We start from the raw sequence: 13,373 nt of genomic DNA on the forward strand, positions 1-13,373 counted from the left end.
GGCGGGACGATGCGGGACGGGGACGATGCGGGAGGGGCCTGGGCTCAGGCGCCCAGGCTCGCGCGTGGTCGTGTCCCCACGCGCGCGACCATTCCCGCGACGAGCGAGCCGAGCGCGATCGTCCCGAGCAGCACGGCGATCACGAAGAACGTCGGCAGCACGGCGTGGGTGAGGTGCGTGAATGCCCACGCCGCACCCGCCTCCGTGCGCGCGGACACGGAACCCTGCGCATCGAACTCGAACAGCGTTGTCCTGAACAGCGCCGCCCCTCCAGCGACTCCGAGGACGCCGCCGACCACCGTCCCGAGTGCGAGCGGAAGCCCGAACTGAGCGGCGGAGGCGAGACCGACACTGCCGGCATCGAGTCCGAGCGCGGCTTGAGCACGATCCTCGGCCACGGTCGACGCGCGTGCCGAGAGGAAGGCGGCGAGCGCGACCAGCACGAGCAGCCCGCCGACGATCAGCGCGAGGACGCCCTGAGCGCCAGAGGCGGAGCCCGTCGCGGAGCTTGCGGCGAACGCGAAGGGGCCGAGCCACTGCCCTTGCGGCGTGCTGGAAGCGAGGTAGGGGTTGCCCTGATCGGCCCACCCGAGCAGGGCCACGTACGTCGCGAGCCCCGCGCCCAGGGTCGCCGCGAGCGCCAGGACCGCGGCGGGCGCCGAGGCGACGGCGGGTCGCCCCGCGAGCGCGGTCCCTGCCGCGATCAGCCACGGACGCCTCGCGCGGGACAGTGCCGTGGCGAGACGGGACACGGCGCGCCTCGTGATCTCGACGGTCAGCGCGACGGAGGTGAGGCCGGCCGCGATCGCCGCGACGGAGGCGAGCGCCCAGAACCCTGCGGTCTGCGATACCTCGTTGGCCCAGCCCTGGTCTCCGGGGATGCCGTGCACGAGCACGAGCGCGCCGAGGGCGCACAATCCCCACAGCGAGAGCAGCGGCCACATGGGCACGAGGCGCGAGAGCCGTGCCTCCGTCAACGGTGTGACCGGCTTGAGCGCGGCAGCGGGCGCGACCCTTGCTGACCAGAAGGCCGGGATCGCGCCGATGATCGCCGCGATGACCACGGCGAGCGCCACCATCGCGAGCGGGATCCAGCGAGCGATCGATGCGTGCGGCGGGATCAGGGCGTCAGGGTTCGCGGAGACAAGACGCTCCCAGTCGAGCACCACAAGCGCGTAGGCGCTGGCGGCGCCGACCACTCCTGCGAGCAGGCCGACTCCGAGCGTCTCGAGAACTGTCGCACCGACGATCGTGGAGCGTCGTGCGCCGAGCACCCGCGCGGTCGCGACCCAGCGCATCCGTGCCTGCGCCTGGGAGCGACCTACGGCGAAGGCCATGCCGAGAAGCCCGACGGCGAGCACGCCGGCGGCGAGCATCAGATAGCTCAGGTCCCACACGCCGGTCGATTCGTACCAGCCACCCGGCGGCCGGGACGCTCCTAGCCCGGCGAGCTGAGGCGTGACGTGCTGTGCGAACAGCGCGACGCCGTCGACGTCGTAGTCGGTGCCGATTCCCGCCTCCTGGGCGGCGAGCGCGCTGAGCTCCTGGGCCGAGTCCCAGTCGATGATCGCCTCCTCCTGCCAGACCGCGTAGCGCTCCTCCAGTGGTGGCCTGAGCAGGCCACTCACCTTGAGCGTGCCGAGCTCGACGAACTCGTCGCCGTCGCTCCCGCTCCAGGTTCCGGCGCGCAGTGTGTCGCCGATCTCGAGGCCTAGTGCGCTCGCGGTCGTCGCGCTGACCGCCACCTCGCCCTTGCCGGGGGCCGTTCCAGCGGCGAGCAGGGCGTCCCATTCGACCGCCCCGGTCATCGCGAGCGTGTTCCAGATCGTGGTGCGGTCGCTGAAGAGCGACAGGTCGGGTGAGGTCCCGACCGCGGCGAGCTCGGCGGGTCCCTCCATCGTGGCGACCAGGCCGGCCCCGTCGGAGTTCGCTTGCGTGACCAGCGCATCGAGCTCGGCCTGGGTGAGGATCGTCGCGTAGTCGAACACCTCTGCGGCGGCTGTGCTGTCGCCGATGCCTACGTTCGTCCACCATTCGCCGTCCTGTCCGTGGGCGGCGGCGACGTAGTCCACGATCCAGGCCTGCTGCGCGGCGACGTACGCCGTGAAGGAGGTGAACCCGACCGCGAGTGCCAGCAGTGCAGTGGTCCAGGTCAGATACGTCCGATGCGCGCGCAGGTTCTCGCGCAGGAGCTGGCCGATCATGCGGGCGTCCTTTCGAGCGGGCGGGCGGCGACGCGGGTGGTGGCCGCGACGATCGCGGCGCCCGCTGCGACGCACGCGAGCATGACGGTCAGGATCAGCGCGGCCGGCAATGTCGCGTGGGAAAGGTGCGCGAACGCCCAGGTTGGCCCCACATGGGCGAGAGCGGTGACGTTCCATGCGGCGTCGTGCAGCACATAGTCGTAGCTGAACAGTGCGGCGGCGAGGCACGGCCCGATGAGGCCGCCCAGCAGCGTGCCAAGTGCGAGCGGTCCACCGAACTGGAGCGCGGCCGCGCGGCGAGCAGCGTGAGCATCGAGCCCCATGGCTGCGGCAGCACGGTCCTCGTCGGTATGCGCGCTCCTCGACGACACGAACGCGGCGAGCGCTGCCAGCGCCAGGAGGCCCGCGACGAGCGCGGTCACGCGTGCCTGCGTGCCGTAGCCCGTGCTGAGCGATGCGCCCATGCTCGGGAAGGCGAACGGACCGAGGAAGGGGACCGCTGGGTCCGCGCTCGAGGTCCCGGCCTGGGTGTCGTAGGCCCAGACGTAGAGCGCAAGGTAGGTCGCGAAGCCGGAACCGACTGTCGTGGCGAGCGCGAAGACCGCCGCGGGGGCTGAGGCGAGCGCCGGTCGAGCGAGCAGTGCGGAACCGGCGGTGAGGGCCCACGGCCGTCGTGCACGCGACAGCCGCACAGCGACGGCAGCGACGGCGCGCCGGACGAGCTCCACCACCAGCATCGTGGTGACGACGCCCGCACAGATGTAGGTCACCACGGCGACGACTCCCATGCCGGGGGCCTCGGCGACGCGGACCGACCAGCCGGCATCGCCGGGGGTGCCATGCACGCCGAGGAGGGTGCCCGCGGAGCATACGGTCCACAGCGCCAGCAGAGGCCAGAGCGGAGCCGTTCGCGAGACGGGCACTGACGAGACAGGTGTCACCGCCGTGAGCGCGGCGGTCGGGGCGACGCGCGCCGACCAGAAGGCAGGGATCGCGCCGATGATGGCGGCGAGCAGCACCCCGAGCGCGACCAGGCCGAGCACCACCCACACCGGAAGCGAGAGATGCGCAGGCAGCAGCGCCTCGGGGTTCGCGGCGACGAGCGCCTCCCACTGCAGTGCGGTCACGGCATATGCCCCGAGGAGTCCTGCTACGCCCGCGAGCGTCCCCCACGCGACCGTCTCCGTCACGGTGGCTGCGGCGATCGTCGCCCGACGCGTGCCGAGCACTCTGGCGGTTGCCACCCATCGCACACGCTGCTGCGCCTGGGACCGACCCACCGCGAAGGCCATGCCGATCAGCCCCACCACCAGCACGCCGGCCGCTAGGGCGTAGTACTCCACCCCGTACGCGATTGTCGCGTCGTACGGGTCCCAGACGGCGGTGCGCGTCACGGTGGCGAGCGCGGGTGTCTCGCGCTCGGCGTAGAGCGACACCGCCTGGAGCGTGCCTGACTCCGGGCTTCCGGCCACGGCCGCCACCTCCGCGAGGTCGAGCGCGGTGTCCCAGTTGATGATTGCCTGCTCCTGCCACACCTCGTACTCCCCTACGACTGGGGTGCGTAGCAGGCCGCTCACGGTCAGCGTGGAGAGGGGGACCGATCCGTCAAGGTCGTATGCGGACAGGGTGCCTGCGGTCAGCGCGTCGCCCACGGCGATGCCGTTGTCCTCCGCCCAGGCGGCGTCGACGACGATCTCGCCCGTCGCAGGCGCGTCGCCGGTCAGGAGCAGCGTGTCCCAGTCGACCGCGCCGGTCGTCGCCGTCGTGTTCCAGTCGGCGGAGTCCGATGACACGTACGTCGCGGTCTCGAGCTCCGACCCGAGGGTGAGGAGGATCTCGGTCCTGGCGGACACTCCCGCGCCCTCGGCCGTGGCCTGCTCGAGGAGTTCGGCGAGCTGGTCGCGCGTGATCACCTCTGCGTCGCCCGCCCCGTCGGTGTCGGGGTCGCCGACCGCGACCTGCGTCCGCCATGATCCGTGCACGCCGTGTGCCTCGGCCACGTAGTCGGCGACAGTGCTGTGCTGAGCCGCGGTGAGCGCAACGTAGGAGGTAAGCCCGATCGTCAGTGCGAGCAGCGCAGTGGTCCAGAACAGGTAGGTCCGATGCGCACGGAGGTTCTCGCGCATGAGTTGGCCGATCATGCGGCGGTCCTCTCCAGAGGGCGCGCCGCCACGCGCGTCGTGAGCGCCGCGACACCGGCGCCGACCCCGACCCACGCCACCACGATCCCCGCAACGATCAGCACGGGCCACATGGCGTGGGTGAGGTGGGTCAAAGCCCACCACGGTCCGATGGTGGCAGAGGTCTCCCAGGTGCCCGAGCCGTCGGCGTCGATCTCCGTCGGCGCCCATAGCCAGTAGGAGAACACCGAGACGGCGATGGTCACGCCTGCGACGACCCCGACCGCCACGCCAGTGAGGAGCGGGATGCCGAACTGCGCGGCCGCTGCGGTGCGTGCGGCGCCCGCATCGAGCCCGAGCGCGGAGCTCGCGTCAGCCTCATCCTTGGTGGAATGCCTCAGCGAGAGGAATGCTCCCAGCGCCACAGTGACGAGCATCGCGGAACCGATCGCGGTCAGCATCAGCACCGACCCGCCGAAGCTGTCTTCAAAGCCGAAGCCGTCGATGAGGAACTGTGCGAAGGGTCCGAGATCCGCGGTCGAGCCATCGAGGGTCCAGGTGCTGGTCTCCGCCCAGTTGGCGAGAGCGACCCACGTCGTGAGGCTCACGGTCGCGGCGACGGCGAGCGCGATGACGGACGCCGGCCCAGACGCCTGGCGGGGCCGTCCCTCCAACGCATGCCCCGCTGCGATGGACCACGGCGTAGTGCCCGCGGCCACCCGTCGCGAGACGACGCGCACCGCGCGACGAGTGATCTCGATCGTGACCGCGGCGGTCGTGATCAGCGCCGCGAGGCCGAGTACCGGCACCGCTGCGCCCACCCATCCCTCCCACCCCTGGCCGTCCACGTCGATACCGCCGTGAAAGAGCACGAGGAACGGGACCGAGGTGGCGAGCCAGATCACGACGAGCGGCCAGACCCGCACCGTGCGCGACACCTCCGCCTGAGTCGCTGGCGTGACGGGCTTGAGCGCCGCGGCCGGAGCGACTCGCGCGGCCCAGAAGGCGGGGATGCCTCCGATCACGCCTGCGACGATCAGTGCGAGCCCGAGCATCGCCAGCCACGCCCACCAGGGCAGAGAGACGCCGGCGGGGACGAAGGCGTCGGGCTGCGCGGCGGTGCGGCGGGCCCAGTCCCATGTCACGATCCCGGCGCCCGTGGCCGCACCGAGCGCGCCGGCGACGAAGCCGACGATGAGCACCTCGAGCATCGTTGCGGCGACGATCGACGAGCGGCGCACTCCGAGCACGCGCGCCGTCGCGACCCAGCCCGTGCGGGACTGTGCCTGTGACCGGCCGACCGCGAACGCCATGCCGATGAGGCCGAGCGAGAGGATGCCCGCCGCGATCGCGAGGTTCTGCGCGATCGGCGCGGTGATCGAGCCGAACATCGAGTACGAGCCACCTCCCCTGACGGTGTCGAGTGCGGGCGTCCTGACGTCGGCGCTGATCTCGGCCTGGTAGATGAGCGACATGTCCTGCGCGGCGGTGGGGTTCGCCTCGGTGACCGTTGCGGCGAACTCCCCCGCGGTGTCCCAGTTGAGGAGGTAGTCGTAGGTGGACGCCCAGTAGGCATCGCTGAGCGAGTCGCGTACGAGGCCGCTCACGGTGAGCGCGCCGAGATCCACCTCGAGCGGCTCGACGTCGTCTTCACCGTTCCAGAGTCCTGCGTAGGCCCAGACCGTGTCGCCGATCCCGACGCCGAGCTCGTCGGCCCATGTCGCGCTGACCACGACCTCGCCAGGCTCGGGTGCGTCGCCGTCGAGCAGCAGCGCACCCCAGTCGGGCTCGCCGACGAGTGCGGCGCCGCTTGACAGCGGCCACTCGTAGTCCGGGCTCTCGTAGTCGACGTCGCGGTCCGCGAGGGGGAGCGACGACACCATCGAGTCGATGGTCGTGAGCGCTGTCGCGCCCGCGCCCTCGGCGTTCGCGGCGTCGACGATGTCCGCCACCTCGCTTGTCGTCATGGGGTCCGGCTCACCGGGCTCGTCCCAGGAGACGAAGGACGCGAAGCCGTGCCACGAGCCGTCCATGCCGTACGCGGCCTCGATGTGGCGCTCGACAGAGACTGCCTGCGTGGCGGAGAACGTCGCGAACGACGCCATGGCGACGGCGACCGTGAGCAGTGTCGTCGTCCACAGCAGGTAGGTCCTGTGGGTGCGGAACTGCTCGCGCATGAGCTGGCGGATCATCGGACGCCCTCCTTGTCGGCGGTGCGGAGCTCCTCGACCGGCGTGCCCTGGGACATGCTGAGGCCGAGGACGAGGGAGACGGCGACGGCCACCATCAGTGCGACGGAGCCCACCCCGAGGCCCACGATCCACGGCGCGTGACCGAGCTCCCACCCGAGGCCCCACAGGGTCTCGGACGGGTCGAGCGGCGCCCCTGACTTGAGCAGCGTCGGGTGGTTCCACAGCACCGACGCGACGGTGCCGCTGAGCGTCCCCACCACGGTGGCCCCGGTGATCGTGAGCGCAGACTCGAGCGCAGGGATGAGTCGCAGCGCGCGGGGCGAGGCGCCGAGCGCCGCAAGGGTCGCGAGCTCGCGACGTGAGTCGCGCGCGGACGAAGCGCCCAGCGCGACGATGAGCCCGACACCCAGAATCAGAACTGGGGCGCCGATCGCGAGCCACAGGGACTCCGTCCACGACGGGTCCGAGCGGTCCGCCCCGCCCGCGAGAACGTGACCGTCGACCTCCGCGCCCGCGTCGGCGAGGACCTGGTCCATGAGGGTACCCGCGTCCTCGTAGGACAGGGCCGCGTCGGCGGGCCACAGCATCAGGGACGATGCGGGAACGTCTCCGTACACGGACTCGGCCCACTCGCGGGTCGCGATGGGCTCGACGTAGGTCGAGGGAACCTTGAACACGGTCGTGCCGCCGAGAGCGGCCACGGCACTGGCCCCGAGGTCGTTCAGCTCGGCGTCGCCCGAGGTGACGGTGCCATCCTGTAGTCCGACAGGGCGCAGCCCCTCTGCCGAGATCTCGGCGAGGTCGGTCGGCGCGACGACGAGCACCACCTCGCCGCCGTCACCCGCTCCGTCGACGCTGCCGCCGATGCGACCGTCCTCAGCGCCGGTGACGATCATTCCCGCCGGCACCGTGACCACGCGAGCGTCCGACTCGAGCGTGGCCACCACATCGTCTGGAAGGGCCTTCGAGACGACCCCCGCGGGCAGCGACTCCTCCCAGGTGAGCGTCGTCAGCACGGTCGCGTACGAGAACGGAGCCTCCGAGGCGTCGCGCGCGGAGGCGAGCTCGGTCGTCGTGGTGGTGAAGGCAACGATCCCGATGAGCAGCGTCGTCAGCATGGTGGCGAGGCGGCGCAGCGCCGAGCGGCGTCCGAGCGCGTCCGTCGCCATCGCGAGCGCGGTCCCCATACTGCGCGAGAACCCCCCGAGGAACTCCGTGAGACCTCGGCCGAGCGCGACGGCGAGCCAGCGCGGCGGCGAGAGCAGCAACAGGTCGGCGAACGTCCCGAAAGCGATCCACACTGCGATCGTCGCGGCGAGTGACGTGACGTCGCCGCCAGGCCATGCGATGCCAGGCCAAGTCCGGTCGACAAGGAAGAACGCGAGAGCTGCCGCGATGGCTCCGAGAGCGATGCGGCGCTGCAGGCGGCTCGGATTCTCGACGGTGCCGGACTCGAGGGTCGGAGCATGCTCGGCGGAGGGCGCGGTCGCGGTGACCCTGGACGCCGCCGCCTGGTACGCGAAACCACTCACGGCCACGAGCACCACCAGGAAGCCGAAGGAGTACATAGCGAGCGCCAGCGCAGCCCCACTCAGGTTCTCGGGGCGCACTCCGGGGTTCGCGAGCGTGGCGGCGATGCCCCAGGCCAGCCCGATGCCGCCGGCGGCGGCACCGTGGCGCAGCCCGCGCAGCAACTCGGCGGTCACGATGCTGTCGCGCGAGGCTCCGAGCGCCATCTCGACTCGCCACCGGTCTGCATCCGGGCGGATCCCGATCACTCGGAAGGCGTACGTGAGGAGCGCAGCAGGGAGCAGCAGGAAGAGCGTCGCGCCCACGAGCGCGATCGCAGTCTCGGCGTCGTAGTCCCACTCGACGCATGCGCGCCCGCAGGTGTCGATCGAGGTGCCTGCAAGCGAGACCGCGGTCGCGATCCCGGCGAGGACGCCCGCAATCCCGAGGATCCCGAGCGGCACGTGCGCCATCTTCATCGCACGCCCGCCTTGTCGGCGGTGCGGAGCTCCTCGACCGGGGTGCCTCGGGCCATCCACGAGCCGACGAGTAGCGCCGCCGCGGTCGATACGACGAGCGCCGCCGCGCCCACCGCGAGAGGGGTCCCGAACGAGGCATGGGCAAGATCCCAGCCCATGATCCAGAGGGTGTTGCTCAGGTCAAGGGGAGCGCCTGCCTGGAGAAGGGTCGGGTGGTACAGCGTGAGGGCCACAAGTGTCCCGGCGGGAATCCCGACCAGGCACGCGGCGAGCACGGTCGTCGCCACCTCGATCGCGGGCGCGGTTCGGACTGCCCGAGGCGAGGCCCCGAGTGCGGACAGCGTTGCCAACTCACGACGGCGGTCGCGCACCGACGCGTTGCCGAGGGCCACCACGAGTCCGATCCCGAGGACCGACAGCGGGATCGCGAGAACCGTGAGCGCGCCTACGAAGCCCGACGCGAACTTCTGGGTGCCCGACCCGTCCGAGACGTACGTGGCGAGCTCGTCGCCTCCGGCGGCGTCGACCGCCGCGTCGAGCGTCGCAAGGTCCTCGCCCCAGAGCTCTCCGCGCTGGATCAGGCCGTCAGGGCTCAATGGCAGCTCGGCGTCGGCGGGCCAGAGGATCACGCCGACCACGGGCACCGCACCGTAGGCCTCCTCTGCCCAGGCACGGGTCACGAAGGCCGAGGCGTCCGAGCCGTACAGGCCGAACAGGTCGTCTCGGCCGTCCGAGAACGTCGCTTCGTCCCAAGGCGGGGTTCCCCATCCGACGGTGGCCGTCCCGTCCTGAAGCCCGACCGGCCGCAGGCCGTCGGAGTGGCGAACCTCGAGGTCAGCCGGGTCGACGACCAGAGTCGAGGCGCGAGACGTGCCGGAACCGGTGAGGACGGCGCCACCGGAGTGCTCGGTTGTCGACGACCAGTCGAAGGGGTCGTCGAGCAGCACCCCATACGGGACGGCGATCACGGAGTCGTCCGCGAGCAGCGCCTCCAGCACGGCCGGGTCGATCGCGTCGTCTACGGCGCCGCTGGGCAGGGACGTGTCCGTCCACCAGGCGACGGTCGCGACGGTGTAGTCCATCGTGAAGGCCGCATCCACCTCGTTCTCGGCGGCGTCGACGGAGCTCACGACCGAGGACAGCGCGGCGATCGCGATCACGCCGCCGATCGCGCCGGTCGCGAGGGAGCGCAGGCTTGACCTGCGCGTGAGGCCGTCGGCCGCGATCTGCGCCGCGAGGCCCAGCCCACTGGGACGATTCGCCGTCGCTCGGGCAAGCACGCGGCCGAGCGTCGCGGCGAGCCGGCGGGTGGCCCACGCGATGGCGCGTGCCGCGAGGATGAGGCCGCCGAGGTTCGCGACGACCTCGAAGCCGGTGAAGGTGTTCTCGAGCCAGACCTGAGCCGATGTGGTCGGCGAGGTTGGTCGGAGCGGGGCGAAGCGGTCGGCCGTGAGCATCCCCGCGCTGAAGGCCACCGCGACGATGAGGAGCCATGTCCAGCGGCTCATCCGAGCTCGGTCAGCGGGTGGTTCGGCCTCGAGCCCCGTCGCGACGCCTGGCCTTGGCCCCGGGCGGGTCGCCGAGCGGGCGGCGAGCCAGTGGACGCCGCCCGTGACGGCAACGAGCAGGACGTACGCCGCGACCATCCCGGCGAGCGCGTAGAGGCTGGGGAGCGCGACGCCCTCGTCGGCTGGACGGAAGTAGGGCACGGTCATCGCGAGGACCAAGCCGATCAGGACACCGGCGCCGGTGGTGAGCGCCCCGCGACGCAGGCCGTCGACGGTCTGGTCGCGCACGATCGTGCCCCGATCCGCCCCCAGGTCCAGCATCGTCCGCCATGCGATGGAGTCGGAACGAAGCGAGATCCTGCGGAACATGAACGCGACCGTCGCGAGCGGCAGCGCCACGAGAGCCCCGCCGTACAGACCGATCGCAAGTGTCGTGAAGAGGATCGAGAGGAAGGCCTCGCCCGCGTTGCCCAGGTCGCCGTTGCGGATGACGCCGAACGCCAGTCCAGCAAGAACCCCTGCGACTCCGATCAAGCCGGCCGGGATCCAGCCCATGACACGGCTCATCGCACGCCCTCCTTGTCGGCGTCGCGGAGCTGCTCCGCGGGGGTGCGCGCCTCTGCGCGGAACCTCACCAGCGCGGCCATCCCCGCAGCGAGCGCAGTCGACGCGAGGACGAGTGCGAGCAGCGCAGCCCAGGGCGCCTGCGCGAGGTCGTAGCCGACGTTCCAGGCGCGGATGCTGAGCCCTCCCGCGCCGTTGAGCGCGGACAGGAACGCGCCGAGCACGGTGCCGGCGACGAGCCCGAGGGCCGCACCGACCGCGGTGACGACGCCGGCCTCGATCGCCGCGGCGGCCCGCAGCGTGCCCGCCTGAACCCCGAGCGCGACGAGCGTCGCGTGCTCCCGGGCCCGCAGCCGCTGCGTCGCGGCGGACAGCGCGATCACGATGCCGACGGCGGCGAGCAGGAACGGGCCGCCGAAGACTGTGAGGTTGCCGAGGTCGACCCGCTCGCCGTCGCCGTACATCACCGTCGCCGAGCTCGTGACCGAGACGATCGCGTCCTCCAGGTCGTGGTCCGCGAGGATCTGCTGCACCTCAGAATCCTGCTCCGGCTTCGCTGAGCCGTCGGGCAGCGTGGCGCCGACGTAGAGCAGCAGCGTCGAGTCCGCGCTCGGGCCGAAGGTGTCCTCTGCCCACGCGCGATCGATGGCGAGGAACGGTGCGGAGACTGATGGAGTGTCGAGCTCGACCACGGTGTCACCGAGCGCGACGAGGCTCGCGCCGCCGATCGCGACGCCATCGTCGAGGTACGTGGGGCGCAGCCCGTCTGCGCTGATGGCATCGAGCGCGTCCGGCGCGAGAGCGATCAGCGTCTCGCTGCTCTGCATGGTGCCTTCCTCGGCTCCCCAGCTCTCGGGAAGCGGGGTCTCTTCGGTCACGAGGGTCGCGGCGCGCACGACGATCAGCCGCTCGTCGGCCTCGAGGCTTGCGACGAGGTCCTCGTCGAGCGCGGGCGCCCAGCCCGTGCCGGTCCACGGGTCGCCCTGGCCGTAGACGTCCCCGTAGTAGTTGACGGTCGAGACGTAGGCGTCCGGCGTGATCGCCTGGGCGAGGTCATTACGCGCTGCCATCCCGTTGAGGAGCACTCCGGCCCCGGTCGCGATGGCCACCACGAGGCCGACGGCTCCGAGCGCGGCGACCCTGAGAGGCGCCGGTCGCACGAGCGCGTCGGCGGCGAGCGAGCGGGCGCTTCCTCCTGCGCTGCGGGTCCCCAGTGCCCGCCCGAGCCGGCGGACGATCCGGTTGCCGAGGCCCGAGCCCCAGTACACGAGCAGCACCGGGATCAGCAGGTAGAGCGAGAGGGACGCGGCGATGCCCAACGCGATCACGAGACCGTTGGTCGAATCCGTGATGCCCGGAATCAGCATCGTCCCGATCGTCGCGACCGAGAACGCGAGCGCGAACCATGGCCAGCGGGGGCGGCGCTTGGCGCCGACCTCGTCCGAGGCGGATGCTCCGGGCGGGGAGTCTGCGGGACTCGACCCGGGCCGCGTCGCCCACACTGCGGCCCACCACGTGCCGAGGGTCGCTGAGACCACGAGGAGCAGCCAGGAGACGGCGAGGTCGGCGACGGCCCACCAGTCGACGGGCACGAGCGCGGTCCCGCGGAGGGCAATGAGCCAGAGCTGCACCGCCGCGGCGCCGAGGACCAGCGAGGTGCCGGCGGCGATCGAGGCGCGGACCGCCGACCGGCGCACCTCGCGCCCGATGAGCGACGAGCGCGGCTGACCGAGCGCGTGCAGCGCGGCCAGCTCTGCGCGGCGGGTCGCGAGGTGCGCGGCATCGAGCGTGCCGGCGACGGCTGCGCCGAGCGCGATGAGAAGCGGCGCGTAGATCGCGAGGAAGACCAGGGAGTAGGAGCCCGGCAGCACCGCGTTGTAGATGCCGGTCGACTCGGCCCAGACGGGCCCGAGCGCCCAGCCCAGGAGCGCGCCCACGACGCCGACCGCGATCCAGCTGAGGTGCCTCATCGCTCCACCCCCGCGAGGGCGTCGAGTCCTGCGAGGACCGCCTCGGGCGTCGGGTCGGTGACGTGGCCGGCGACCTTGCCGTCGGCGAAGAGAAGCACGCGGCCCGCGTACGACGCGGCGGTCGGGTCGTGCGTGACCATGACGGCCGACTGGCCCAGCTCGCGGCACGAGACGCGAAGGTGGGCGAGCACCTCGGCGCTCGCGTGCGTGTCCAGGTTGCCGGTCGGCTCGTCGGCCAGGACGATGCGGGGCCGGGTGATCAGCGCGCGGGCGATGGCGACCCGCTGCTGCTGACCACCCGACATCTCGTAGGGCTTGCGCTCGAGCTCTCGGCCGATGCCGAGCATCTCGATGAGCGCGTCCAACCACTCCGGATCCTGCGGTAGGCCGTTGAGTCTGAGCGGCAGCACGATGTTGTCGCGTGCGCTCATGGTCTGCATCAGGTTGAAGCCCTGGAACACGAAGCCGACGATCCGGCCCCGCACCTTCGCGAGCTGCCTGTCCCGCATGGCCGTGATCTCGTCGTCCCCGACCCAGACCTGGCCCGAGTCGGGCCTGTCCAGCCCGGCGAGCAGGTGCACGAGCGTCGTCTTGCCGGAACCGGATGGCCCCATGACGGCGGTGAGGACCCCTGCCGGGATGTCGAGATCGACGTGATCGACGGCGATGACGGTCGAGGCGCCTGCCCCGTATGCCTTGGTCAGCCCCCTGGACCTGAGCGCGAGCGGCGCCTCGACCGGCGGCGTTGCGGCCGCCGAGGATTCCCCCGAATTCCCCTTCATGGAGACGAAACTATCGATCGGCACCTGGTGCCCGCGTCGGCCTGG

General features: G+C 71.7%; 7 protein-coding genes. All 7 read right to left on the reverse strand.

The window, feature by feature from the left end; genetic code table 11:
• Window positions 1-44: 44 nt before the first annotated feature.
• The 7 genes from B7K23_RS05165 to B7K23_RS05190 are packed head-to-tail and all read right to left on the reverse strand — an operon-like array spanning window position 45 to window position 13,328.
• The gene (locus B7K23_RS05165; protein ID WP_084125304.1) at window positions 45-2,204 is read right to left on the reverse strand and encodes an FtsX-like permease family protein; all 2,160 of its coding nucleotides are present in this window, start codon (window positions 2,202-2,204) and stop codon (window positions 45-47) included.
• The gene (locus B7K23_RS05170; protein ID WP_159451317.1) at window positions 2,201-4,345 is read right to left on the reverse strand and encodes an FtsX-like permease family protein; all 2,145 of its coding nucleotides are present in this window, start codon (window positions 4,343-4,345) and stop codon (window positions 2,201-2,203) included. Before B7K23_RS05170 ends, B7K23_RS05165 begins: the two co-directional genes overlap by 4 nt.
• Complete coding sequence (locus B7K23_RS15435; protein ID WP_143338097.1) at window positions 4,342-6,516, reverse strand: FtsX-like permease family protein; 2,175 nt, start codon at window positions 6,514-6,516, stop codon at window positions 4,342-4,344. Before B7K23_RS15435 ends, B7K23_RS05170 begins: the two co-directional genes overlap by 4 nt.
• Window positions 6,513-8,504 (reverse strand): FtsX-like permease family protein, encoded by a 1,992-nt coding sequence (locus tag B7K23_RS05175; RefSeq protein WP_084125306.1) that lies wholly within the window; start codon window positions 8,502-8,504, stop codon window positions 6,513-6,515. The genes B7K23_RS15435 and B7K23_RS05175 overlap by 4 nt, the downstream gene beginning before the upstream one ends.
• On the reverse strand, window positions 8,501-10,579 hold the full coding sequence (locus B7K23_RS05180) for an ABC transporter permease (RefSeq protein WP_143338098.1): 2,079 nt from the start codon (window positions 10,577-10,579) through the stop codon (window positions 8,501-8,503). The genes B7K23_RS05175 and B7K23_RS05180 overlap by 4 nt, the downstream gene beginning before the upstream one ends.
• Window positions 10,576-12,546 carry an FtsX-like permease family protein gene (locus B7K23_RS05185; RefSeq protein WP_084125308.1) on the reverse strand — a complete coding sequence of 657 codons (1,971 nt, stop codon included), beginning with the start codon at window positions 12,544-12,546 and terminating at the stop codon, window positions 10,576-10,578. Before B7K23_RS05185 ends, B7K23_RS05180 begins: the two co-directional genes overlap by 4 nt.
• Window positions 12,543-13,328 carry an ABC transporter ATP-binding protein gene (locus B7K23_RS05190; protein ID WP_143338099.1) on the reverse strand — a complete coding sequence of 262 codons (786 nt, stop codon included), beginning with the start codon at window positions 13,326-13,328 and terminating at the stop codon, window positions 12,543-12,545. Before B7K23_RS05190 ends, B7K23_RS05185 begins: the two co-directional genes overlap by 4 nt.
• Window positions 13,329-13,373: the final 45 nt, after the last annotated feature.

The organism is Demequina sp. NBRC 110054, assembly GCF_002090115.1.
GTDB lineage: Bacteria > Actinomycetota > Actinomycetes > Actinomycetales > Demequinaceae > Demequina.

Bases quoted from the DNA above. Each gene is read 5' to 3' on its own strand.
- B7K23_RS05165 (WP_084125304.1), bottom strand. From the start codon at position 2,204: ATGATCGGCCAGCTCCTGCGCGAGAACCTGCGCGCGCATCGGACGTAT.
- B7K23_RS05170 (WP_159451317.1), bottom strand. From the start codon at position 4,345: ATGATCGGCCAACTCATGCGCGAGAACCTCCGTGCGCATCGGACCTAC.
- B7K23_RS15435 (WP_143338097.1), bottom strand. From the start codon at position 6,516: ATGATCCGCCAGCTCATGCGCGAGCAGTTCCGCACCCACAGGACCTAC.
- B7K23_RS05175 (WP_084125306.1), bottom strand. From the start codon at position 8,504: ATGAAGATGGCGCACGTGCCGCTCGGGATCCTCGGGATTGCGGGCGTC.
- B7K23_RS05180 (WP_143338098.1), bottom strand. From the start codon at position 10,579: ATGAGCCGTGTCATGGGCTGGATCCCGGCCGGCTTGATCGGAGTCGCA.
- B7K23_RS05185 (WP_084125308.1), bottom strand. From the start codon at position 12,546: ATGAGGCACCTCAGCTGGATCGCGGTCGGCGTCGTGGGCGCGCTCCTG.
- B7K23_RS05190 (WP_143338099.1), bottom strand. From the start codon at position 13,328: ATGAAGGGGAATTCGGGGGAATCCTCGGCGGCCGCAACGCCGCCGGTC.